This is a genomic window from Altibacter sp., from assembly GCF_019913785.1.
Taxonomy (GTDB): Bacteria; Bacteroidota; Bacteroidia; order Flavobacteriales; family Flavobacteriaceae; genus Altibacter.
The window spans coordinates 44,064-66,461 of record NZ_JAIOHK010000028.1 but is presented as its reverse complement, the minus strand read 5'-3'; the positions used below and the strand labels follow the sequence as shown (position 1 = coordinate 66,461).

The window sequence follows — 22,398 nt, the reverse complement described above, 5'->3', positions numbered from 1 at the left end:
GCCTGTCCCGAACTTGGTGAGGGAATGCCTGGAGGTACCACGAGCCCCGCGAGGGGTATCGACAGAAAAGCACTCTTTTTAGGGTGCTTTTTTTATGCCGTAGGCAGAACGAATCGAGGCCTGTCCCGAACTTGGTGAGGGAATGCCTGGAGGTACCACATAAAAAGACTATCGAAAGACGGTCTTTTTTAGTTTATAAGATTCTGAAATCTTGAAATATATTTGTTTCTTCTAGGTGTGACTTACAGTCTTATTTTGGGTCTAAAATAATATAAACCTAAAATACAAAACGCCATGAAAAAACTTATAATCATTTTCACAGCCATAGCAATTTCTGGAAGTGTCTTTTCTCAGAAACTTCCCAATAACGAGACAAAGACTACAGTGGCAACCTATGATGGCTACTCGGATATTGCATATTTTTTTACTAAGGACCTCGACCAGAGCACTATTATTTTTGAAAAGATTGCAGACGATGTACTAAAAAAATACAATTTAACCGATAAGAAATATCTTAAAAAGACCTTTCGAATCACTTATCATGTGAAGTATGAAAAAACGTCCTCTAGGAATAATAAAGCAACTACATCTTCGAGTGAGAAATCATTTATAAAGCGGTTATCCATAATGGAAATGGAATTGCTAGAAGCTTATGAGAATTTGGATTGATTTAATCGAAAAATATGTTTAAAAGAAAGATCGAAAGTTAAACTTTCGACCTTTCTTTTTTTTAATTAGCTAGCTAGTAAACCAAAGTAGCTTCAAACGGTCCTGACCATTTTGAAGCTCGTCCGACTGCAGGAGCGATAGTTGCAAAAACCTCTAATTTCCTTGAAAAGTAACTGCCATTTTTTTTACTTAGTTTTCCTAACTTAAGTGCGATGGGCGTTTCAAGTACAATTTCAGGCACTCCGGCCACCAATTTAACAACTTCTCGACCCATAAAATCATCTCTTCTATCTGACGAAATTGGAATAAGTTTACTTTCATCCCAATTTGGAATTATAATAGGCGTATCTGTTTTTCCATGCACATCGTACACAAATAAATTCAAACAATATTCCATTCCGAGCTGGATATCCATTTTGTGAAATTGAATTTTAGTGGTTACTTTGATCTCGCTCAATTCATCCCCAACATGGATAACGTCTGGGACACTCATTAATTCGACTGAGATAATTTTAGCCATAATTTAAAAAGGAGTTTTAATAAATATTATTGATTTGTTTTTCTTGAAAACTGTTTTTTAGCAGAAAATAACAAGCCAACTAAAAGACCAGCAACAAAGCTACCAAGTATGATTAATATGCGAGATATTGAAATCTTCCAAAAAAATATTTTCACTTCAGTTACTTCAATATTCTGTAAGGCAAAAACTATAAATAAGGCAACTATCACCAGTACAACTATCGTTGTTATTTTACCACTATTTTGCATATCTTATGTTAATGTTCTATTTATTAAGACCCAAAATTTCTTTAGAAGTCACTCTTAAGCCTGTCAGTTTTCTTGATATTTCCATAAGGTACTTTGCAATAACACATCTCTTTGCAAAATTATAAGACGCTTACAGTCTTCCGAAAGCTGAAAATGTAATAAATACACCTCATTTAAGTCCTTAGTTACAAGTGCTTCTTGAGTTTCGAACTCCTAATTACCCAAAGCAAAAAACTGCATGATCATATCTACAAAATTTCTAGATATAATTTCTTTGCGAGTAAGAAATGAATCCACTTTAGCCAATGCCCTTTTTGTAGCTTAAAAGCGAGTTCTCAAACCCTACTGAAGACACATTTGTTATCGGAACTGATGGCGCTTTGGTTTTTACCTCCATTAAATATTGATATTTCTTTTCTCAATATCGCTTTATTCAAGAATATGAATATAAGTCTAAATTCTTCTTCATGATTATTTAATTAAACCAATGCATTCTCTGTTGTACTGTCTAAACAGAATAAAGCCGAAGTTCTACTCATATTAACCATTGCAACCAAATCATCAATGTTCATTCCAGAGGCTAACGGCATAATATTCAAATCTGCATTGGAATCTTTCAATACTTGTTCCTCTGAGATTGGATCATAGCTTTTTATGACAGTATCAATTGGAAATCGAACCAGGTCCTTCAATAAATCGATATCTTCTTGTCCGGCTATTCCATTTTCATGTAGAGAAATATTTACTGAAAGATTCCCGTTCCAGTTTTTATGAATTAGAAGAGATACAAGAATCGACAAATCGTTATTATTTATGTCATAATTTGTATTCCACATTTCGGGCACATCCCTTATCCATAAATTTACGCTCTTCTCTAGTGAAAGCCCGACATTCTCAAACGGGACATACACCAAAACACCATATTGATTTTGTTTGGCTGCGCTTATAAGTCGTTCATAAGAGATGTTTTGTGCTGGATTATTACTTACTGTTATAAACACGGTATTTGGTTTAAAAAAGGCTGCATGTAATGATTGCATACTAATCTTTAATGTATCAGCAAGGTCATCACCATCAACATAGGTATAGCTGGTTGCTATATTTTGTTTCTGAAGTCGCCGTTTTACCCGTGGTAAAAAAATATTTAGTTTATCGGATACACTTTCTGTATGGTTCTTCAAGGCCAATAATTTAATGGACCCTTTCGGAGCCACAATACTTTCAATAAGCTTGAAGGAACTTCGAATTTCTTTAGGTGCCGTAACGGGTATCAATAAATCGGGTCTCCACGAACGAACCTCCTTAGTAGGGCTTAATTCGGTTGTTTTTTTGGTGGACCATTCTGCTAAGGCGGTAAACAAACCACTTCTAGAGTCGCCTGCGTCCGACTTCAATTTCTTTTTTACCAAATAGAAATAGAACAAAATGATCAAAATTAACGACGCCAATGCCACCGCTGCATTTATAATAAACATAACGGTTAACGATCCAAATGCTCCTATAATAGGCACAATTATTGGGATTTTCAAAGTTGGTCTAAAACTGGGTAATGCCAATGATTGTTCGATAAGTGCTACGATGTTTACCATGGCATATGTTATCATAAAGAACATGGTAATGAGTGGTGCAATTGTATTAAGGTCTCGCAATGAAAGTCCAAATAAAACAATGACGGCAGTAATCAACATCGCATTAAACGGTTCTCCTTTTTTATTGGTCTTCGAAAGAAATTCACTTTTGGGTAGGATTCTTTTCTCACCTAATGCCAATAAGATTCTGGGAGCCCCAACAAAAGAGCCCAAGGCCGAAGATAATGTTGCACCAAGCAATCCGGCCAATACAATTGGCGCATAATAAGCCTTATCAATAAATACATTATAGTTATTTAATAATTCTTGAGGCGTTGCCAGTAAGGCCGCCACAAAAACTAAAGCCATATAAACTATTGTCGTAATTATAACGGCAGTTATAGTTCCACTGGGAATACTCTTTCTTGGATTCTTTAAATCGCCCGACATATTCGCCCCCGCCATAACCCCTGTCACTGCAGGGAAAAAAACTGCGAAAACCAACCAGAAAGACGTGCCGCTAAAGTTGGTCTCTGGTGAACCTTGATAGTTCCCAAACCAAACAAAGTCATAATTGAGCTCATTTACAAACAAGCCACCAACAATAGAGGCTATTGACAATATAATAATTGCCATAATTACATATTGAATTTTAAAAGCAAAACTGGTACTAATAAATGCAATAGCTAGTACCAAGACAAAGACCATCAAATCCAGTAATAACGGACTTAGGTCGATAAGACTTTGCAAGCCTTCACGGAATCCAAATACATACATCGCGACTGCAATCGCCTGTGAAAAGAAAAATGGTATTCCTATGGCTCCTCCTATTTCTAGGCCTAGTGATTGGGAAATTAAACTAAATGCCCCTCCCGAACCAATTCTAATATTAGTAGTAATACTAGAAAGTGATAGCGCCGTTGAGAATGTGATTGCAACTGCGACAATGATAATAAGGAATGCACCTACAATTCCTGCATTTCCAACTACCCACGGATGTCGGATATACATGATCACCCCTAGGATGGTTAAAAAAGTAGGGGTGAAAACACCCGCCATGGTGCCAAATTTTGGAGCTATTTTATTTTTTTTTGAATCCATTTAATTTGAATATTAATAAATTATACGGCACCTTACTCTCTAAAATACTGCAAAAAACGCCTCTAAACAGAAGCGTTTTAAGCATGTATAAAAAGGCTCCAAGTGTTATTATTTCTTTATTATTTGCGATTTATCATTTAATCCTTCTACTTGAATATTCGGATTTCCATAAACATAAATATTGCTCTTCCCCTGAGCATAGAGTTTTAAGTCAGATCCAACATACATATAAATATCAGAATAATTCGATGCAATAATATTTGCCGAAGTAGCTTTCAGTTTTTTGGCTTTTATATCGGTAGAGCCGGTCGCAGTCAATTGCAAATCAAGTACGTCTCCACTGATATTTATATCAGACCGCTTATTCACATTTAACGAAATCGTATCCATACTCACCGTCGTATTAAGATAAGCATTCTCATTTAGAATCAAATTAGCTTTTATACCCCTTAATAATAATTCGCCTTTTGTACTATCGCTAAACAAAAAAGTTCCGTTTTCAATAGCTAAATCCAATTTATATTTAGTATCGTTAATTGCCGTAAAGGTTAATTCTTTACAATTCAACTTATTTAGAGATTCTAACTCAACTTCATCTCGAATAGCTATCTTATCCACTTGTTTAAACGTGACATTAATTTCCAATTTTTTGTATGAAGTAATTCTGTTAATAGTATAAATTTTTAAAACATCATCCTCAACATCAAATCTTACAATTCCAATTAAGTTGTCATCTGTTTTTAAATGATAGCCATTTTGTTCTGTTTGAGTTAACGAAACTACTAGATTATCGCTAATTTCAATAGCACTAAAGTCTTCAAGGGATTTATAAACATCAACAATTACTTTGCTGCCTTGAATTTTTGGTTTTTTCTGTGCAAGTAAACTTGTACATATTATGAGTAAGGTAATTACACTAATTTTAATTTTCATAGTTTAATGATTTGATTACTGTTCCTTATTATGAGCCTGAAAAGTCAATGAAGTCACAAATGTGCATTATTTAATTGCCCGAACTAAACCCATCTGAAATTCTGTTGAAAATTTGAGTATATGCCGCATTCCGACAATAACACTCAAAATCTGAATAATCTAAATAGTAGGTTGCATCTTGTTCAGAATTCATAAGTTTAGAATATTCTTCCTTATAAAAAGTTTCCCATTTTTGAAGAAATAATTCCATTTTCGATTCACTTTCCATTTCAGAATAGCGATTAGGAAACGTTAGAATTATGTATTCGTAAATTTCATTTTTAATTTTTCCGAAGCCTTTTTGTTTTTCGACCATTTCAAACAAATTAATATCTTAACTATGTTACGTTTAAAATGAAACAATGATTCGGTATAGTATACATACTACATTGAATGATTGTTTCTAAACCAATGGAAAAACAGGTTATAAGTTTAAACAACTTACTTTGCTCTTTTTAGTTTTTTATTCAAATGACCGTTTCCCTTGGTGTAAACTATTCTTTTATTTCAATTTGGTTTTCAACAATATCCTTGATAGGCACTACAATTCTTCCGCTTGCGGTTTTCAAGGTTATTGAAATGCTATTAATAGATTCTATCGTTCCCGAAATGTTATTAAACTGAATAGCTTGTCCAATTTCATAACTTTTACGGGTATAAAACGTTTTTAGCAAGTCACTCACAATGTCCTTAGACCCCAGCCCAAAACCTATAGCAATTGTTGCTAAGAACGCTCCTAAGATGATGGTCAAATTATTCGTGATAATATCAGTATCTATTCCGGCTTGGTTTAAAGCGGTCACCGTTATTATGATGGCAATTACATAGAACACCAAACTACTAATAATCTTTGCCCCGCTTAAATCGAAAGAGTCGAATAACCCCCGAATCGCCTTTTTTATAAAACTGGCAATGTATAGACCCACCATAAAAAGTGCAAGTGCACTAAACAGCTTTGGCAAATAACTAAGTAGTTTCCCTATTTCTACTGAAACAATTTCCCAATTCATGATATCTGAAGCAACAATAAGAAAAACCAAAAACATAATCCATTTTACAAAAGCGACGATTACACTTGTTACATTGAATTTTAAATCTGTTTTCCCAAATAGATCCTTTTCATTGATAATATCAGTAAGCTTATCAACTTTTACAAGATGTAAGACCTTACGTAGTAAATACACAATTATCTTCGTTATAATCCATCCAATTAATAGAATGAGAAGGGCTCCTATTACATTAGGTACTGCCTCCATAATATTTATTCCCATCTCATTTAGGGAATTGAAGGTTAATTCTTTCCAGTTTGTCAAAGTTTCCATGGTTTTGCTTATTTAGTTTTTGTTATTCTTTTTTTTTCTTTTTTTGAAAAAGCTCTCAGCAGCCGAAGCATAATTAAATGAAAAGAGACGAGCGGCTTCCATAAATAATTTATAAGCCGATACATCATCCATCACTTTTTTCTTCATTTCTTTAGGTGCCTCCTTGGGTGGATGTACCAATTTCTTAAATGGATTCTCCATATCGTTTATACTTTTTCATTACACAATTCTACAATTCGGGCTTTGGCTCTTTTAAGTCTCATTTTGACCGCACTTTCACCAAGTTCCAGCACATTCGCTAGATCTTTTATGGACAGGTCGTCTTGATATTTGAGCAGTAATAACATCTTATCGTCTGGATTAATAATGTCTAACGCTTTTCTAAGTTTATCAACTTGAAGTTGAAACAAACTATAATCGTCTGTCTCAATTAATAAATGATCGTAATCTTCTACAGAAACCGAAGCTCTATCCATTTTTCGAGCAGTATCTCTAGTTACATAATTCACACAGAAATTATATGTAAAAGCATAGAGCCACGTAGAAAATTTAGCCGTTCCTTTGTAGTTGCCGAGCTTCATAAATAACTTTAAAAAAATATCCTGTACTAAGTCCTCGGCCTCGTCTTCAGTTTTTACAAAATTATAGCACTTGTTATAAACGGTATCGCCATAACGATCGTACAACACTCCAAAAAGCATTGTATTTTGTGTTTTAACTATTTGTGCTACCAGTTCCTCGTCGGTAAGACTTTGGAAACTATCATTTGTTTTCAAGGCTTTGTATGGTTACTTTATTAATAAGACACATTAAATCAAAATAAGTCACTTAATTTACAAATAGTTGTGCCCTAATTTTATTTCTTCACTTATTTTTAATTTGAAATATCCTTCGAAGACTTTAAATTATAATCCTTTTCCCTATTTTTATTGAACCAACTAACAATCCTATTATGAGATACGTCCTTCTCACGCTCTTTCTTTTTATATCGGCAAGCGCCTTATCTCAAGTATTAAATGCCGAATCCCTTCGGAAAGTAACCGATACCAGTGGGTATTCCGGATCAGCCGGGATCAATTTTGCACTAAAGCGCAATACGAACGACTTCCTTACCATATCGAGTAATATTCATTTACAATACAAAATGGGTAACCATTTAGTGCTGTTTAAAAACGATGTGGAGTTTCAAAAAATAGAGGGTGAAAAATTGGAGAATAACGGTATTTCACATCTTCGATACAACTATCGCTTTCATCCCTATATTGGCTGGGAAGTATTTGTACAAGCACAATATAACAAGGTGTCGTTAATAGATTTCAGGGCATTGGCAGGTACCGGACCACGTTTTAAAATTGGCAATTCCGAAAAATATAAATTCTACCTTGGGACATTGGTCATGTACGAACATGAAGAATTAGCCGATGGAATAACACCCATTCAGCGTGATTTTAGGGGCAGCGCCTATTTTTCCTTTAGCCTTTACCCCACCGAAACCCTGAGTTTTATAAGCACTACCTATTATCAACCTAAGATCTCTCAATTTGGCGATTATCGAATTTCGAGTCAGTCCTCATTAATCATATCGGTATTTAAGAACTTTGCATTTGCTACCAACTATATGTTTTTATATGACGAGTTTCCCGCCATAGGCATCCCAAACTCTCAATATAATTTTACGACCGGGGTAACTTATTACTTCGATTAAATTCTTAAAACTTTGTAAGTTTTTTTCTTTCCATAGACTACTTGTTTATATTTACGAACTTCAAAACCGGTGATACGGTTATTTCGTACTTATAATATAATCATCTATGGCAACTAACAATTATTACGACCCGGCAGATCTTCGGAAATTTGGCTCCATCACCGAATGGAGCGAAGAATTAGGTACAAAATTTTTCGACTACTATAGCAAAGTCTTTGAGGAAGGTGCCTTAACCGCTCGTGAAAAATCATTAATAGCCTTGGCCGTATCGCATACAGAAATGTGTCCCTATTGCATCGATGCCTATACAAAAGACGGACTGCAACGCGGAATCACCAAAGAAGAAATGATGGAGGCTGTCCATGTAGGAGCCGCTATTAAAAGTGGTGCAACTTTGGTTCATGGTGTAATGATGATGAATAAAGTGAATAAGCTGGATGGATAATCACAAGCCCTTTTTATGTTGAAATTAAAAACCCAATCACTACACAAACGCGAGAGTGAACTCGCTCAGGCAAAACGCCAACTTGAAATACTTTCCAACGGTATCTTTCAAGGGGGTGATTTGCCCACCTTTGCCAATAAAATAAACGAAACACAGCAGTATCCTCTCCGACCTAAAAAGCTGGAGATCCTTCAAATTAATGTAGGCTATATGTGCAATCAGGTGTGCGATCACTGTCACGTAGATGCCGGCCCCGATAGGACCGAGATCATGACCAAAGAAACCATGCTAGAATGTCTTGAGGTGATAAAAAAGACCAGTGCGCACACACTCGACCTAACGGGTGGGGCCCCAGAGATGAATCCTAATTTTCGATGGTTTGTCGATGAAGCCAGTAAAGCCGGAATTAAAGATTTTATTGTCCGCAGCAATCTCACCATCATTCGGGCAAATAAAAAATATCATGACCTCCCGCAATTTTTTAAAGAGCACAATGTGCATGTAGTGAGTTCGATGCCCCATTGGACGCGAGGTAAAACCGATAAACAAAGAGGTGACGGCGTGTTCGACAAATCGATTACTGCCCTTCAAGCATTAAACGCCGTGGGCTACGGAATACCTGGAAGTGACCTTCGGTTGGATTTGGTCTATAACCCCAGTGGTGCTTTCTTACCGGGTGATCAAAACAGCATGGAAAAAGATTTTAAAAAGGCGTTGCTCGAAGACTTTGGTATACAATTTCACAATCTGTTTGCCATTACTAATTTACCAATCTCCCGTTTTTTAGACTATTTAATTGCTTCCGAAAATTACGAAGATTATATGTACCAACTCGTCGAGGCATACAATCCAGCTGCTGTTTCCAATGTCATGTGTACGAATACCATTTCGGTAAGCTGGGACGGCTGGTTGTACGACTGCGACTTTAATCAAATGCTAGATTTAAAAGTAGCCAGTAAAGTGAAACATATTAGCGAGTACAATGAAGAAACCCTCTCAAATAGAGATATTATAATCTCACAACATTGCTATGGATGTACGGCCGGTGCAGGTAGTAGTTGTCAGGGTACTGTATCAGGATAATTAGTGACTTCAACCATGAAAAATATACTATTCATTTGTGTCTTTTTAAGTATGGCTTCTGCCACAGCACAGGAGTCGCTGGACAATCTGTTAAAGACATTCAATTCGGGGAGTGTTTCGTATATTTCGGTACAGGAATTACGCCGTTTGCAAGTGAATGAACCCATTGTTATTCTAGATACCCGCGAAAAGGAAGAATTTGATGTAAGCCGAATCGCTTCAGCCAGATATATAGGTTATTCTGAATTTTCTTCAGAAAATATTTCAAAAATGATCCCGAAGAAAGACACACCTATTGTCGTCTATTGCTCTCTTGGAATCCGTTCTGAAACTATTGGCGAAAAGCTTCAAAAGGCAGGCTATACGAATATTAAAAATCTCTATGGCGGTATCTTTACTTGGAAAAATGCCGGGTATCAAGTGGTCGATGCCGAAGGAAATCAAACGGAAAAAGTGCATGCCTACTCCAAAATCTGGGGAAAATGGCTGCTCAAGGCTGAAAAAATATACTAATGGGATTATTGTCGAACAAAAACACCAACGGAGCCGAGGACTTGGCCTTCGATTTTCATTTTCCTACTTCAAAAAGGGCCTTACTCATTTTTACGCGCAACCCCGAATTAGGCCGTTGTAAAACTCGCTTAGCCAAGGTGATTGGAGATGAAAATGCGCTCGCCGTTTACACTGTTTTGCTGAAGCATACCGCAGCAATAACGCGACCTGTCGATGCCGATAAGTTTGTGTATTATTCAGAAAAAATTCACACCAATGATATTTGGGATGACGCTGTTTTTAGAAAAAAATTACAGCGTGGAGACGATCTTGGGGCACGTATGGAAAATGCCTTCACCGAAATATTTGCGAGTGGCTATAACGAAGTGGTCATTATAGGAAGCGACATGTACGATCTAAGGACTCCCGATCTTCAAAATGCTTTTCTTCAACTAGAAAAGCACGATGTTGTTATTGGCCCGGCCGAAGATGGAGGTTATTATCTTTTAGGGATGAAATGTTTAGAACAAAAGGTTTTCAGCAATAAAAACTGGGGGACTAATTCGGTTTTAAAAGCTACTTTGCACGATCTCAAAAACGATCTTGTTTTTAAATTACCTCTCAGAAACGATATTGATGTCTACGAAGACCTTAGAGATATTGAAGTGTTTCAGCCCTATTTAAATCAAATTATAAATACAACCGCATAAACGATGAACCGATACATTGAACAGTCTGCTGAATATTTACAACAAAAAGGCTTTGAGGCCCCTGAAATTGGCATCATTTTAGGTACCGGTCTCGGACAAATTTTAGACGAGGTAGTTGTGGAAAGCGAAGTGAGCTACAACCATATTCCTAATTTCCCTACTGCCACTGTTGAATTTCACAAAGGCAAATTGATTTATGGAAATCTTTCAGGGAAAAAGGTAATTGTAATGCAAGGGCGCTTTCATTTGTATGAAGGATATTCGTTGGCAGATGTCACCTTTCCGGTGCGAGTGATGCATCAATTAGGCATCAAGAAATTACTCGTGAGCAATGCCAGCGGCGCCATCAACCTAAAATTTAAAAAAGGAGAGATCATGTTGATTGATGACCATATCAATTTACAAGGAGATTCGCCCTTGGCTTTTAGGGGGGTCGAATTGATGGGTGAGCGTTTTGTAGATATGAGCGCTCCTTACGATGTGGAAATGAATTCAAAATTTGAGCAGATCGCAAAAGCCAATAATATCATCTTACACAAAGGGGTATACGCCAGTGTCATTGGACCCCAATTGGAAACCCGCGCCGAATATCGCTACCTGAAAATAATTGGAGCCGATGCCGTAGGGATGAGTACCGTTCCCGAAGTTATTGTAGCAAACCATCTTGGATTGGCCGTGTCGGCCTTGTCTGTTTTGACCGACGAATGTGATCCCGACCATTTAAAACCGGTCGACATTAACGAAATTATTGCCATGGCTGGTAAGGCAGAACCACATATGACAACCCTTTTTACTGAATTGATTAAACAACTTTAATACCCCACAAACCTATGAGCTATTTAGAAACCACGCACAATCTTTACAAGGAAGCCGCCCTCACTCCCGATGTGGGTCTTTGTTGCACTACCAACCCTGTTTGGGAATTACCTGGATTGAAAATTCCGCGGATCATGCAAGAAATGAACTATGGCTGTGGCAGCACCGTGCATGCCCGGGACCTTACCAATAACCCGCGTACCTTGTATGTAGGTGTGGGCGGGGGCATGGAACTATTGCAGTTTGCCTACTTCAACCGACAAAAAGGTGGTGTTGTTGGTGTGGATGTAGTAGATGAAATGCTGGAAGCTTCCCGAAAGAATTTTATAGCAGCGGAAGCACTAAACCCATGGTTTAAAAGTGAGTTTGTTGCATTGAAAAAAGGCGATGCACTTCACTTGCCGGTGGAAGACAATTCAATTGATGTGGCGGCTCAAAATTGCTTGTTTAATATTTTTAAAGCGGAAGATTTAAAACGCGCTATCGAAGAAATGTACCGCGTATTGAAGCCTCATGGACGTTTGGTGATGAGTGATCCTACCTGCGAGCAGCCCATGAACGAAACACTGAGAAACGATGACCGCCTTAGAGCCTTATGCCTTAGCGGAAGCATCCCCATAGCCGAATACATAAAAGCACTCACCGATGTAGGCTTTGGTACGATCGAAATCAGAGCCCGAAAACCCTACCGAATCTTGGATCCGAAAAACTATCCAACCGACGAACTTATTTATATCGAATCCATTGAGGTAGCTGCTATCAAAGACCCCATGCCCGAAGACGGCCCTTGTGTCTTTACCGGTAAAGCTGCTATTTATTATGGCGATACCGATTATTTCGATGATAAGCAAGGACATATCCTTTTGAAAAATCAGCCATTGGCCATTTGTGATAAAACAGCAAATGCCTTGCAGAGTCTTGGTAGAAACGATATCTATTTCAGCGAATCGACCTTTCACTACGACGGTGGTGGTTGTTGTTAGGATAATGCTTATAAAGAATTCAATTAAAAATGTAATTTTAGGTCTGTGACTTTTTAAATACACAGTTTGACCATGGACAAATACATCGACATATTAAAAGACTCCTATTCCGGTTATTGGAATTATTTACTGAGTGAGATCACAAACTTTCATTGGGGAAATTATTTCTATGGTTTGATATTGGTTTCTTTAATAGTATGGGGATTGGAGCTTTTATTTCCATGGCGGAAAAAGCAAGCTGTCTTCCGAAAGGATTTCTGGTTGGACACCTTTTATATGTTTTTCAATTTCTTTATTCTGAACCTCATCGTACTAATTTTTCTTTCCAATACGGCTGAAGCAGTTTTTAATGATATGTTATCGGTTTTTAACCTTCAGGTTTCCAACTTTCAATGGTTCGATGTCGATGCCCTCCCCTATGGAATGGGCTTATTGGTGTTTTTCTTAGTGTCAGATTTTGTACAATGGAATACCCATAGGCTATTACATCGAGTTCCTTTTTTGTGGAATTTTCACAAAGTACATCATTCGGTTAAGGAAATGGGCTTTGCCGCGCACCTGCGCTATCATTGGATGGAACCGGTTGTCTATAAATCATTGCTGTATATTCCTATCGCTATCATTGGTGGTTTTGACATCGAAGATGTTGCCATTGTTCACTTTTTTGCACTCACCGTAGGCCATTTAAACCATGCCAATTTGGGATGGGATTATGGGCCTTTGCGGTATCTTTTCAACAATCCAAAAATGCATATTTGGCATCACGCTAAAAAATTGCCCTCTAATGTAAAGTATGGTGTAAATTACGGACTAACACTGAGTATTTGGGATTACCTCTTTAAGACCAATCACGTTCCGTCGGACGGACGTGACATTGAATTGGGCTTCAAAGGAGATGAAACCTTCCCAAAAGATTTTATAACTCAGGAATTGTATCCGCTAAAAACCAAAGAATAAGTTGCTGCGTATATTTTTCAGAAAAAATTACTATGAAGCATTTTAGAATTCTAGCGGTATTGGCAATGATTACGCTTCTCTTTCAAAGCTGCAATCTCTTTTCGGCGGCAGGATTGAGTAGCCAAGGACAACCCATCAAAGAAGTACAAGGGGAATTAATTTCCACCATAACCGATTCTTCAGTTAATATGGATCATTCGCAATGGGATGAATTACTAAAAAAGCATGTGGATAGCAATGGGATGGTTAATTATAAAGGCTTTCAAAAGGATAGTACAGCCTTGGCTTCTTATTTGAAAATGCTTTCTGCAAATGCGCCTACCTACGGATGGAGCGTTCAGGAGTTATTGGCCTATTATATTAATACCTACAACGCTTATACGGTACAGGCCATTTTGGACAACTACCCTGTACAAAGCATCAAAGATATCAGTGGTGTTTGGATTGGCGGATCAATACCCATAGCTGACAATCAACTTTCCTTGGCGGGAGTTGAAAACGGTGTCCTTCGGAAAATGAACGAGCCCCGAATCCATTTTGCTATTAATTGCGCCTCCATCTCATGTCCGAAACTGTTAAACGAAGCCTTTACCGCGTCGAAAATCAATGAACAACTGGATCGTGTAACTCGGGAGTTTATCAATAGCGACAAAAATGAGCTATCAGCAAAGCATCCAAAGATATCATCGATATTCGATTGGTATGCCAAGGATTTTACCGTAAACGGAAAACAGGATGTGATTGGGTTTATCAATTTATACAGCGACGGCAAGGTGGACAACAAAGTCAAATTGCAGTACAAAGCATTCAATTGGAATTTAAACGAACAAGACTAGCAGTTTAACAAAATGATTAGTATTATCATCCCCGTTTTAAATGAAATTGAAAGTATTGAACAGCTCTTGGTTCATATTACTGAAACTACTTCGGAAAGGCATATTACTGAAATTCTTATTGTTGACGGAGGAAGTAGCGATGGTACACAGGAAGCTGTGCTTCGGTTTTCGGAAAATACTACTATGCCCGTAAAACTCATTCCTTCCGAAAAAGGAAGAGCTAAACAAATGAATCTCGGGGCTAAATTTGCCAAAGGGAGTACCTACTATTTTTTACACGCCGATTCCTTTCCGCCGCAAAATTTTGACCAATTGATCCTTTCAGAAATAGCTAAAGGCAATAAAGCCGGCTGCTTCCGGATGAAATTTGACAGTTCACATCCGCTCCTGCGTTTTTCTCAATGGTTTACGCGATTCAATTTTAAATTCTGCAGAGGAGGAGATCAATCCTTGTTCGTTTCCAAAGAGCTGTTTACAGAACTGAATGGTTTTAATGAAAAATATATTATTTATGAAGACTGCGAATTTATAAATCGGATTTATGACCACTATAGCTTTTCGATTATACCAAAATACATTATTACTTCGGCCCGAAAATACAAACATATTGGCATGTGGAAACTACAATTCCTATTTACGGTGATACACTTGAAGCATCGAATGGGCAATAAGCCCGAAACCTTATACAGGTATTATAATAAACACGTGTATTAGTTTGAGGTAGCATAGGTTTCTCTTACTACGGCTTCGGCAGGTTTGTTTTGAGGCGTAAACTGCGAATCTTCTATTCCTCCAACCGCTTTATGATCTATAAACCACTTCCATATAAAACCACCTGCAAACCATTCCTGATCCCAAACTTCAGCAAACAAGGCACGGGTTAAATTGGATTGGGCTTCTTGATTTACTACGCTCATATCAAGATCGCTTTTCCAGGGTTCCTTTCCAGCAAAATCGACACTTCGGTAGCCGTATTCGGCAAATACCACCTTTTTATTATGTGCTTTTGCCATCTCTTTTAATTCGGCCAACCAAGGTTGCCAACCTATTCGAGCTTCTTCCAGAGAAGGCGTTTGATTTTCAGAAATAGGAAAATAGGCGTCTACTCCTATATAATCCAGTTGATCCCAAAATGGAACTCGCTTGTATTCGTCCCAGTTGGCTGCATAGGTAAGTTTTCCATGATATATGGAGCGTATTTCAGCAATAAGATCTGTCCAATAGGCGGGACGATGTACGATAAATTGTTCCAGTTCGGTTCCAATGCAAAACATGGCGACATGGGTTTCTTCCGCCAAACGAGCAAAATCTAAAATAAATAGTCGGTATGCCTCCTCTAACAATTTCCAATTGGCCTCCGATTTCATTTTCAAATTTCCTGTAAACTCGCCTCGCCAGATCCAAATTTGGGGTTTGAGCATTACGCTTATATTGTTCTCGTGAAGTTTTGTAATATATTGTTTGGCGCCGTCGTTTGTTTCGCCAAACCATTGGCGTTCGGTGTTAAAAACAATTTCAGGATGATCTAGCGTCTTTATAAAACCAAAAGGCATGATTGCCGCATAATTGGCGTGTATCGCTTGCAGCGGCAATATATTTACCTGCTGAACCTCCTTTGGTGAAGCCACAAAGCTCACTCCGTTTATTTTGGGGTAATCTACTGCCTTTTGGGCACAAGAGCATAATACAGAAAGGCCAAAAAGTAGTAGAATACACCGGTTTAAATTGTTCATCGACTTGTATTTTCACTAGAAAAATACAATTATTTTCTGAAGAAGATCCACTTCGGTAGCATCCGAAAATTTTGTGCTTCCGCGGCCTGCTGTGTTTGAGGAATACACAACAGGCGGGAAGACTTATCTATTTGCTGTTCAAACGCCAGTCGTAGTTATAAAACGAAAGCTTCGCATTGGCTGGAATTTTTACCTTTCGGTATTTGTTTAAAAAATCGATCTCAGACTGTCCTTCCTTTCTAAAATCTTCTCGGTACCATTTAAATATTTCAGAAACCATCACCTTTCCATCACTCACTCTAATGAACGCATCGTTGTTTAGCGCCTTAACCGTTTGTTGCTGCAACTGCATTTCCAATTCGGCCGGACGATAGGCTTTTGAGATCAAGGGCGGACACCCTTTTGCACCACAGACCAATACAAAATGAAATCGAGGTTCATCGAACTTGGCACGAAGTAAGTTGTTCTCAATATCGTTTAGGGTAAGGGAAAGGCCTCCCAAATTAAATTTTTTCTTATCAAAAAAACCCTTGGTATCCAAAGGCGAAGTTGTTGGATACACGTCCAAGATTCCTTTTAGCACAGCCAGATTGTAAGCATTGATCCAAAAGGCTTTATAGGTGTCGGCTTTGGAAGTGGTAATCTTTATATTTTTTGCGATTGCCAGGATGTTGTTCAAGGTTTCCAAATTTCCATGCAATCCTTCATAATCTACCATTCCATTGGCTACATAGGTTCCGAAAAGGGCATCGGCTTCATCAAAAAAATCTTGTGTACTTTGCGAAAAACAAGCGGTAAAACTTGAGATAAGTAGAAGGATAGATAAAAAGATTCGTTTCATTAGGATCAAAGTAATAACCAATAGGTCGGAATACCATTAAAATAACTTACAGAACACAGATAAAGTATGCATTGTGAAAACTTTATTGTTTTAAAATCCGTATTCTTTGTAATGTTAGTAACTTTAATTGCGACAGAACCTTCAACTAATTGACTTCTATGGAACATATTGTGATTATTGGCAACGGAATTTCCGGCGTTACGGCAGCCCGGCACATTCGAAAACTTTCCGACAAAAAAATTACAATTATATCGGCCGAAACCGATCACTTCTTTTCGCGCACCGCCCTTATGTATATCTATATGGGGCATATGAAATATGAACATACCAAACCTTACGAAGACTATTTCTGGAAAAAAAACAATATAGAACTTCGTCGCGGCTTTGTAAAAAAAGTACTTCCCGAAACCAAAGAGATTGTTTTTTCAGAAGGAGATACGATGCCATTCGACACATTGATTATCGCCGTTGGATCTAAATCGAATATGTTCGGATGGCCGGGACAGGATTTAAAAGGAGTACAGGGATTGTATTCTTTTCAAGACTTGGAGGCCTTAGAAAAATATGCCCCCAACAACAAGATTTGTCAGCGAGCGGTGATAGTGGGTGGCGGACTCATTGGTATTGAATTAGCAGAAATGCTCTCTACCCGAAAAATTCCGGTCACATTTTTAGTGCGCGAAGACAGTTTTTGGAATGGTGTGCTTCCGCAGGGCGAAAGTGAAATGCTAAACCGCCATATTAGAAGTCATCGTATCGATTTACGCCTTTCTTCTAACCTAAAGGAAATCCTTTCCGACGAAAATGGACAAGTACGCGCTGTGGTAGTTGAAGAGACGGGCGAAGAAATTCCCTGTAATGTAGTTGGATTGACCGCCGGAGTATCTCCCAATATTGATTTTTTAAAGGACAGTGGTATTGCATTGGGTAGAGGTGTGAAGGTCGATCGGTTTTTAGAAACCAATTTCAAGGACATTTATGCGATAGGCGATTGCGCCGAACAACACCAACCCATTGGTAATCGTCGTCCTATCGAAGCGGTTTGGTATACCGGACGCATGATGGGGGAAACAGTTGCCCAAACTATATGTGGCAACAAGTCCCAATACAATCCGGGACATTGGTTTAATAGTGCGAAGTTCTTCGACATCGAATACCAAACCTATGGTTGGGTCTTCTCCGAGAAAAAAGACTATGAGGCACATTTTCATTGGAAACATGAGGATGATACCAAATGCATTACTATTGCCTACCATAAAGAATCCGGTGTCTTTTTAGGAATCAACACCTTCGGGATACGTATGAAACATGAAGTATTCGATCGATGGCTTACCGAAAAAAGATCGTTAGATTATATTATTGAACATTTAATTGAAGCTAATTTCGATCCCGAATTTTACACCCACTTTGAAAAAGAAATTCTTTCAGCTTATAACAATCAACCCGTAATAGCCTAAGCCATGAGTACTGTACAGCGAAATATGTCCTTAACTGGCGAACCACCAAAAACTATTACAACACAGCAAAAGATCGCTACCCTTTTGGGAATGTCGGGTTTACTGATGCTATTACTGGCGAGTTTAAATGTCGATTTTCCGAATAAAACCCTTTGGTTTATACTTTCCTTATTGGCCATCACCCTTGGGATTATATGGTTTGCAAGGGCTGCCTATACCGCTAAGCACGAGGGAATCAAAAACGACGGCGTTTGGTTTAAATCGATTTCATCTCGCGGGTATTTGGGATGGCTCACTGCCATTTCACTCACAGGATTTTACATTGTTCTCTATTTCTATCCTCAATTTTTAGGACTCTCAAAAGAGGGATCGAATACCGGGCTCATTGCTTTTTTCGACCCGCTTAGTACGCTGCTGAGTGGGAATCCTGCGAGCCAGTGGTTTGTATATGGAACTTTGTATACCCTTGCCATTTTTTCCTTCGGAATTAAATTTATCTGGAAATACCGTCACAATCGGTATGAACGGCTGCGAACCTGGAGCGTTATGTTCTTTCAGACCGCCTTTGCCTTTTTGATTCCCGAGTTTATGGCACGACTCAATAGTGATAGCTTTTCGTTGCCCTATTACGACTTAAAAAATATCTGGCCCCTCAATTATTACAACTTTGAACAATACCGAATTGATAGTTTTATCTCGGCGGGTGATGTTGGGTTGGCATTGTTGCTCTTCGGAATTGTCTCGATCTTTATTATCACTCCCATCTTAACCTACAAGTACGGAAAACGCTGGTACTGCAGCTGGGTGTGTGGCTGTGGCGGCTTGGCCGAAACTGCTGGCGATTCGTTCCGACAATTGAGTGACAAAACCATGAATGCCTGGAAAATTGAACGATGGGTGGTGCATAGTGTCTTGGTGTTTGTGGTAGTGATGACGACAGCGGTTGTCCATTCGTACTTGGGTGATGACGCTTCCGCCTATTGGCTTACCAAAGACCTATTTTTAATCAGTGTCGCAGTTTTTCTTACCCTTCTTTTTGCGGGAATCTGGTTCTTTAAGCGAAATGAACTAAAGAAAGATGCCCGTTATGGCGCGATAGGCTACTTGGTGATTGTTTTGGTGTTAATCGGAATGCATTTCACTTCGGGAAAAACCTTGTTTTTATTTGAAGCCGAAACGCTTCGGAAATCGTATGGATTTTTAATCGGAGCTATATTTAGTGGTGTGATTGGCACCGGCTTCTACCCTATCTTCGGAAGCAGAGTTTGGTGTCGTTTTGGATGTCCAATGGCGGCCATCCTGGGATTGCAGCAACGACTGTTCTCAAAATTCAGAATTACCACCAATGGCGGACAGTGTATTTCCTGCGGAAACTGTTCGACCTATTGTGAAATGGGCATTGACGTACGCACCTATGCACAAAAAGGTGAAAATATTGTACGGGCAAGCTGTGTAGGCTGTGGCATTTGCTCGGCGGTATGCCCGAGAGGGGTACTCAAATTGGAGAACGGCCCCTTGGAAAACCGAATTGCACCCAATGAAATATTGCTTGGTAACGATGTGGATCTTATGAATTATGTGCATAAGAACTAAGTTATTATTTCAACAGAAACGGGCGATTGCTGAAATTCGAGTGTCCAAATTTTGGTTAGGTATTAAAAGCTGCTTCGTCTAAGGCAGTGTTGTAAATTTTTCTGAAATTCGCATCACCAATTCCCAAGATGAAACACAACATAAAAGTTATTATCCCAGCCTATAACGAGGAAGACTCGATTGCTCTTGTGATTGCCGAAATTCCCGAAATGGTTTCTGAAGTCATTGTTGTTAATAACAACTCGACAGATGCCACTTCTGAAGTTGCAAAGGCGGCCGGAGCTACTGTGCTTTCCGAACCCAACCGAGGCTATGGCAATGCCTGCTTAAAAGGAATGAATTATATTGCTGCTCTTTCAGAAAAACCGGACATTGTTGTATTTCTGGATGGAGACTATAGTGATTATCCCGAAGAACTCATTAAAATTGTAACACCTATCATCGAAGACGATTGCGATTTTGTCATTGGCGCACGAGTGAGCGCATTACGTGAAAAAGGATCAATGACCTTTCCGCAGCGATTCGGGAATTGGTTGGCAACCTCGCTAATGAAACTTTTTTTTGGCGCTACTTTTACAGACCTCGGGCCTTTCCGAGCTATTAAATACAACAAACTACTCGCCCTGAACATGGAAGACAAAACCTATGGATGGACCGTCGAAATGCAGTTAAAAGCCCTTCGCCGAAAATATTCCTATATGGAGGTTCCGGTGCATTATAGAAACCGAATAGGGGTGTCAAAAGTTTCGGGTACCGTAAAAGGTGCTATCTTTGCAGGTATAAAAATTCTGACTTGGATTTTTAAATACAGTCTTAAAAAATGATACTTGAAACGCTGGTCATTACCATATATTCCATTGCCCTCCTCCTTATTTTCATGTATGCATTGGCGCAACTAAATTTGTTGTTCAATTATCTAAGTGCCAGAAGAAAGTGTGAACAACACTGTGAGAAATTCAATTTTGACAATCCTGCCGAAATTCCAATTGTGACCATTCAGTTGCCGGTGTATAACGAACTATACGTAATGGATCGTTTATTGAAAAATATTTCCGGATTAGACTACCCAAAAGACAAGCTGGAGATTCAAGTTCTGGACGATTCGACGGATGAATCTTTTGAAACGACTGCGCTTCAAATAAAGCAATTAAGAGCTAGCGGACTTGACATTCAGCACATCACGAGGAAAGATCGATCAGGATTTAAAGCCGGTGCTCTGAAGGAAGGGTTGAAAATTGCCAAGGGGGAGTTCATTGCCATTTTTGATGCAGATTTCCTTCCGAAGCCAAACTGGTTAAAGAGAACCATCCCTTATTTTAAAGATCCCGAAATTGGAGTGGTACAAACCCGCTGGGGACATCTAAATAGAAATTACTCCATACTTACCCGAGTGCAAGCGTTTGCACTAGATGCCCATTTTACCTTAGAACAGGTGGGTAGAAACAGTAAGGGACACTTTATCAATTTCAATGGTACAGCTGGTGTCTGGCGACGCGAGTGTATTCTTGACGCAGGAAATTGGGAAGGGGATACCTTGACCGAAGATCTTGATCTAAGCTACCGCGCACAGTTAAAAAATTGGAAATTCAAATATTTGGAAGAGGTGGTGACGCCTGCAGAGTTGCCCGTGGTTATTAGTGCGGCACGTTCGCAACAATTTCGATGGAACAAAGGAGGAGCCGAAAATTTTCAGAAGATGGCGGGGCGCGTGATTAAAAGCAATACGGTTCCTTTTAAAACAAAGATTCATAGTTTATTGCACCTGCTAAACAGCACGATGTTCTTAAACATTCTCATCGTTGCGGTACTGAGTATTCCTATGCTTTATATTAAGAACGAATACGAACACCTAAAGCTGTATTTCTATGTGATGAGCTTTTTTGTGATTAGCACCATCATCTTCTTTATCTGCTATTGGTTCATGTATAAAAATATGTATGGAGGCGGAATTAAACGCTTTGTCAAATACACCGGAATGTTTTTTACCTTCTTCTCTATAGCCATGGGTTTTTCGTTGCATAATTCTATAGCAGTAATTGAGGGACATTTTGGGAAAAAAAGCGAATTTATACGTACGCCGAAATTTAATATCCATAACCTGAAGGATAGTTGGAAAGGAAATAAATATCTAAAAAAGAACATCTCTCCCAATGTAATAATTGAAGGGCTTCTAATGCTGTACTTTGCCTTCGGGATGTACTCTGCATTCGTCGTTGGAGATCAGGGCGGTGATTTCGGGCTTTTCCCTTTTCATCTAATGCTCTTCTTAGGCTTCGGATTTGTATTCTTTAAAAGCCTTACCAGCAAAGCTTAAAACAACTTCAATTTATTTATAAAATGGTGTTAC

At 38.6% G+C, this 22,398-nt stretch carries 25 protein-coding genes; 15 read left to right on the top strand and 10 right to left on the bottom strand.

Annotated features, from left to right (window positions below; translation table 11 throughout):
- The first annotated feature begins 294 nt into the window (after positions 1-294).
- Positions 295-669 carry a hypothetical protein gene (locus K8F54_RS04195; RefSeq protein ID WP_290787466.1) on the top strand — a complete coding sequence of 125 codons (375 nt, stop codon included), beginning with the start codon at positions 295-297 and terminating at the stop codon, positions 667-669.
- A gap of 73 nt (positions 670-742) precedes the next feature.
- On the opposite strand, the gene K8F54_RS04190 is transcribed toward K8F54_RS04195, so the two are convergent.
- The 8 genes from K8F54_RS04190 to K8F54_RS04155 form a co-directional block, all read right to left on the bottom strand.
- Positions 743-1,189, bottom strand: a complete 447-nt coding sequence (locus tag K8F54_RS04190; RefSeq protein ID WP_290787463.1) for a hypothetical protein — start codon at positions 1,187-1,189, stop codon at positions 743-745.
- Between the two features lie 26 nt (positions 1,190-1,215).
- Positions 1,216-1,437 (bottom strand): lipopolysaccharide assembly protein LapA domain-containing protein, encoded by a 222-nt coding sequence (locus K8F54_RS04185; protein WP_290787460.1) that lies wholly within the window; start codon positions 1,435-1,437, stop codon positions 1,216-1,218.
- A 479-nt stretch (positions 1,438-1,916) separates the two neighbouring features.
- Entirely contained in the window at positions 1,917-4,106 is a 2,190-nt protein-coding gene (locus tag K8F54_RS04180; protein ID WP_290787457.1) for an amino acid permease, read from the bottom strand.
- 108 nt (positions 4,107-4,214) lie between these two features.
- Positions 4,215-5,039, bottom strand: a complete 825-nt coding sequence (locus tag K8F54_RS04175) for a DUF2807 domain-containing protein (RefSeq protein WP_290787454.1) — start codon at positions 5,037-5,039, stop codon at positions 4,215-4,217.
- 70 nt (positions 5,040-5,109) lie between these two features.
- Positions 5,110-5,394: a hypothetical protein gene (locus K8F54_RS04170; RefSeq protein ID WP_290787451.1), complete on the bottom strand. Its 285-nt coding sequence runs from the start codon at positions 5,392-5,394 to the stop codon at positions 5,110-5,112.
- A 178-nt stretch (positions 5,395-5,572) separates the two neighbouring features.
- Positions 5,573-6,400, bottom strand: coding sequence for a mechanosensitive ion channel domain-containing protein (locus K8F54_RS04165; RefSeq protein ID WP_290787448.1), 828 nt, complete (start codon positions 6,398-6,400; stop codon positions 5,573-5,575).
- Positions 6,401-6,412: 12 nt separating this feature from the next.
- A complete protein-coding gene (locus K8F54_RS04160) occupies positions 6,413-6,601 on the bottom strand; it encodes a hypothetical protein (protein ID WP_290787445.1) in 189 nt (62 codons plus the stop codon).
- 5 nt (positions 6,602-6,606) lie between these two features.
- Positions 6,607-7,176 (bottom strand): RNA polymerase sigma factor, encoded by a 570-nt coding sequence (locus tag K8F54_RS04155; RefSeq protein ID WP_290787442.1) that lies wholly within the window; start codon positions 7,174-7,176, stop codon positions 6,607-6,609.
- Positions 7,177-7,352: 176 nt separating this feature from the next.
- Here K8F54_RS04155 and K8F54_RS04150 point away from each other — a divergent pair, with 176 nt between their 5' ends.
- The 10 genes from K8F54_RS04150 to K8F54_RS04105 all read left to right on the top strand — a co-directional run bounded on the left by K8F54_RS04150 (position 7,353) and on the right by K8F54_RS04105 (position 15,141).
- Positions 7,353-8,105, top strand: a complete 753-nt coding sequence (locus K8F54_RS04150) for a DUF481 domain-containing protein (RefSeq protein ID WP_290787439.1) — start codon at positions 7,353-7,355, stop codon at positions 8,103-8,105.
- A gap of 106 nt (positions 8,106-8,211) precedes the next feature.
- On the top strand, positions 8,212-8,550 hold the full coding sequence (locus tag K8F54_RS04145) for an arsenosugar biosynthesis-associated peroxidase-like protein (protein WP_290787437.1): 339 nt from the start codon (positions 8,212-8,214) through the stop codon (positions 8,548-8,550).
- Between the two features lie 15 nt (positions 8,551-8,565).
- Positions 8,566-9,633: an arsenosugar biosynthesis radical SAM (seleno)protein ArsS gene (gene arsS / locus K8F54_RS04140; protein ID WP_290787434.1), complete on the top strand. Its 1,068-nt coding sequence runs from the start codon at positions 8,566-8,568 to the stop codon at positions 9,631-9,633.
- Between the two features lie 15 nt (positions 9,634-9,648).
- A complete protein-coding gene (locus K8F54_RS04135; RefSeq protein ID WP_290787432.1) occupies positions 9,649-10,146 on the top strand; it encodes a rhodanese-like domain-containing protein in 498 nt (165 codons plus the stop codon).
- Entirely contained in the window at positions 10,146-10,835 is a 690-nt protein-coding gene (locus K8F54_RS04130; RefSeq protein WP_290787429.1) for a TIGR04282 family arsenosugar biosynthesis glycosyltransferase, read from the top strand. The genes K8F54_RS04135 and K8F54_RS04130 overlap by 1 nt, the downstream gene beginning before the upstream one ends.
- 3 nt (positions 10,836-10,838) lie before the next feature.
- A complete protein-coding gene (locus K8F54_RS04125; RefSeq protein WP_290787426.1) occupies positions 10,839-11,651 on the top strand; it encodes a purine-nucleoside phosphorylase in 813 nt (270 codons plus the stop codon).
- Between the two features lie 14 nt (positions 11,652-11,665).
- Positions 11,666-12,634 (top strand): arsenosugar biosynthesis arsenite methyltransferase ArsM, encoded by a 969-nt coding sequence (gene arsM / locus K8F54_RS04120; RefSeq protein ID WP_290787423.1) that lies wholly within the window; start codon positions 11,666-11,668, stop codon positions 12,632-12,634.
- A gap of 72 nt (positions 12,635-12,706) precedes the next feature.
- Positions 12,707-13,591 (top strand): sterol desaturase family protein, encoded by an 885-nt coding sequence (locus K8F54_RS04115; RefSeq protein ID WP_290787420.1) that lies wholly within the window; start codon positions 12,707-12,709, stop codon positions 13,589-13,591.
- Positions 13,592-13,623: 32 nt separating this feature from the next.
- Positions 13,624-14,427, top strand: coding sequence for a DUF547 domain-containing protein (locus K8F54_RS04110; RefSeq protein WP_290787417.1), 804 nt, complete (start codon positions 13,624-13,626; stop codon positions 14,425-14,427).
- Positions 14,428-14,439: 12 nt separating this feature from the next.
- Complete coding sequence (locus K8F54_RS04105) at positions 14,440-15,141, top strand: TIGR04283 family arsenosugar biosynthesis glycosyltransferase (protein ID WP_290787414.1); 702 nt, start codon at positions 14,440-14,442, stop codon at positions 15,139-15,141.
- Here K8F54_RS04105 and K8F54_RS04100 read toward each other — a convergent pair.
- Positions 15,138-16,160 carry a glycoside hydrolase gene (locus K8F54_RS04100; protein WP_290787411.1) on the bottom strand — a complete coding sequence of 341 codons (1,023 nt, stop codon included), beginning with the start codon at positions 16,158-16,160 and terminating at the stop codon, positions 15,138-15,140. The two genes, K8F54_RS04105 and K8F54_RS04100, sit on opposite strands and share 4 nt — an antisense overlap.
- Positions 16,161-16,287: 127 nt before the next feature.
- Positions 16,288-17,001, bottom strand: a complete 714-nt coding sequence (locus K8F54_RS04095) for a DUF547 domain-containing protein (protein ID WP_290787408.1) — start codon at positions 16,999-17,001, stop codon at positions 16,288-16,290.
- Between the two features lie 158 nt (positions 17,002-17,159).
- On the opposite strand from K8F54_RS04095, the gene K8F54_RS04090 reads away from it, so the two are divergent.
- The 4 genes from K8F54_RS04090 (at position 17,160) to K8F54_RS04075 (ending at position 22,365) form a co-directional block, all read left to right on the top strand.
- Positions 17,160-18,458, top strand: coding sequence for an FAD-dependent oxidoreductase (locus tag K8F54_RS04090; protein ID WP_290787406.1), 1,299 nt, complete (start codon positions 17,160-17,162; stop codon positions 18,456-18,458).
- Positions 18,459-18,461: 3 nt separating this feature from the next.
- The gene (locus K8F54_RS04085) at positions 18,462-20,051 is read left to right on the top strand and encodes a 4Fe-4S dicluster domain-containing protein (protein ID WP_290787403.1); all 1,590 of its coding nucleotides are present in this window, start codon (positions 18,462-18,464) and stop codon (positions 20,049-20,051) included.
- 128 nt (positions 20,052-20,179) lie between these two features.
- Positions 20,180-20,875, top strand: a complete 696-nt coding sequence (locus K8F54_RS04080) for a glycosyltransferase family 2 protein (protein ID WP_290787400.1) — start codon at positions 20,180-20,182, stop codon at positions 20,873-20,875.
- Complete coding sequence (locus K8F54_RS04075; RefSeq protein ID WP_290787397.1) at positions 20,872-22,365, top strand: cellulose synthase family protein; 1,494 nt, start codon at positions 20,872-20,874, stop codon at positions 22,363-22,365. Before K8F54_RS04080 ends, K8F54_RS04075 begins: the two co-directional genes overlap by 4 nt.
- The last annotated feature ends 33 nt before the right edge of the window (positions 22,366-22,398 follow it).

Excerpts from the sequence above, each read along its gene's own strand:
- K8F54_RS04190 (WP_290787463.1), bottom strand. The coding sequence starts at position 1,189 with ATGGCTAAAATTATCTCAGTCGAATTAATGAGTGTCCCAGACGTTATC.
- K8F54_RS04075 (WP_290787397.1), top strand. The coding sequence starts at position 20,872 with ATGATACTTGAAACGCTGGTCATTACCATATATTCCATTGCCCTCCTC.
- K8F54_RS04150 (WP_290787439.1), top strand. The coding sequence starts at position 7,353 with ATGAGATACGTCCTTCTCACGCTCTTTCTTTTTATATCGGCAAGCGCC.
- K8F54_RS04105 (WP_290787414.1), top strand. The coding sequence starts at position 14,440 with ATGATTAGTATTATCATCCCCGTTTTAAATGAAATTGAAAGTATTGAA.
- K8F54_RS04170 (WP_290787451.1), bottom strand. The coding sequence starts at position 5,394 with ATGGTCGAAAAACAAAAAGGCTTCGGAAAAATTAAAAATGAAATTTAC.
- K8F54_RS04090 (WP_290787406.1), top strand. The coding sequence starts at position 17,160 with ATGGAACATATTGTGATTATTGGCAACGGAATTTCCGGCGTTACGGCA.
- arsM (WP_290787423.1), top strand. The coding sequence starts at position 11,666 with ATGAGCTATTTAGAAACCACGCACAATCTTTACAAGGAAGCCGCCCTC.
- K8F54_RS04085 (WP_290787403.1), top strand. The coding sequence starts at position 18,462 with ATGAGTACTGTACAGCGAAATATGTCCTTAACTGGCGAACCACCAAAA.
- K8F54_RS04165 (WP_290787448.1), bottom strand. The coding sequence starts at position 6,400 with ATGGAAACTTTGACAAACTGGAAAGAATTAACCTTCAATTCCCTAAAT.
- K8F54_RS04135 (WP_290787432.1), top strand. The coding sequence starts at position 9,649 with ATGAAAAATATACTATTCATTTGTGTCTTTTTAAGTATGGCTTCTGCC.
- K8F54_RS04175 (WP_290787454.1), bottom strand. The coding sequence starts at position 5,039 with ATGAAAATTAAAATTAGTGTAATTACCTTACTCATAATATGTACAAGT.
- K8F54_RS04195 (WP_290787466.1), top strand. The coding sequence starts at position 295 with ATGAAAAAACTTATAATCATTTTCACAGCCATAGCAATTTCTGGAAGT.
- K8F54_RS04130 (WP_290787429.1), top strand. The coding sequence starts at position 10,146 with ATGGGATTATTGTCGAACAAAAACACCAACGGAGCCGAGGACTTGGCC.
- arsS (WP_290787434.1), top strand. The coding sequence starts at position 8,566 with ATGTTGAAATTAAAAACCCAATCACTACACAAACGCGAGAGTGAACTC.
- K8F54_RS04145 (WP_290787437.1), top strand. The coding sequence starts at position 8,212 with ATGGCAACTAACAATTATTACGACCCGGCAGATCTTCGGAAATTTGGC.
- K8F54_RS04115 (WP_290787420.1), top strand. The coding sequence starts at position 12,707 with ATGGACAAATACATCGACATATTAAAAGACTCCTATTCCGGTTATTGG.
- K8F54_RS04095 (WP_290787408.1), bottom strand. The coding sequence starts at position 17,001 with ATGAAACGAATCTTTTTATCTATCCTTCTACTTATCTCAAGTTTTACC.
- K8F54_RS04100 (WP_290787411.1), bottom strand. The coding sequence starts at position 16,160 with ATGAACAATTTAAACCGGTGTATTCTACTACTTTTTGGCCTTTCTGTA.
- K8F54_RS04160 (WP_290787445.1), bottom strand. The coding sequence starts at position 6,601 with ATGGAGAATCCATTTAAGAAATTGGTACATCCACCCAAGGAGGCACCT.
- K8F54_RS04080 (WP_290787400.1), top strand. The coding sequence starts at position 20,180 with ATGAAACACAACATAAAAGTTATTATCCCAGCCTATAACGAGGAAGAC.
- K8F54_RS04180 (WP_290787457.1), bottom strand. The coding sequence starts at position 4,106 with ATGGATTCAAAAAAAAATAAAATAGCTCCAAAATTTGGCACCATGGCG.
- K8F54_RS04185 (WP_290787460.1), bottom strand. The coding sequence starts at position 1,437 with ATGCAAAATAGTGGTAAAATAACAACGATAGTTGTACTGGTGATAGTT.
- K8F54_RS04110 (WP_290787417.1), top strand. The coding sequence starts at position 13,624 with ATGAAGCATTTTAGAATTCTAGCGGTATTGGCAATGATTACGCTTCTC.
- K8F54_RS04125 (WP_290787426.1), top strand. The coding sequence starts at position 10,839 with ATGAACCGATACATTGAACAGTCTGCTGAATATTTACAACAAAAAGGC.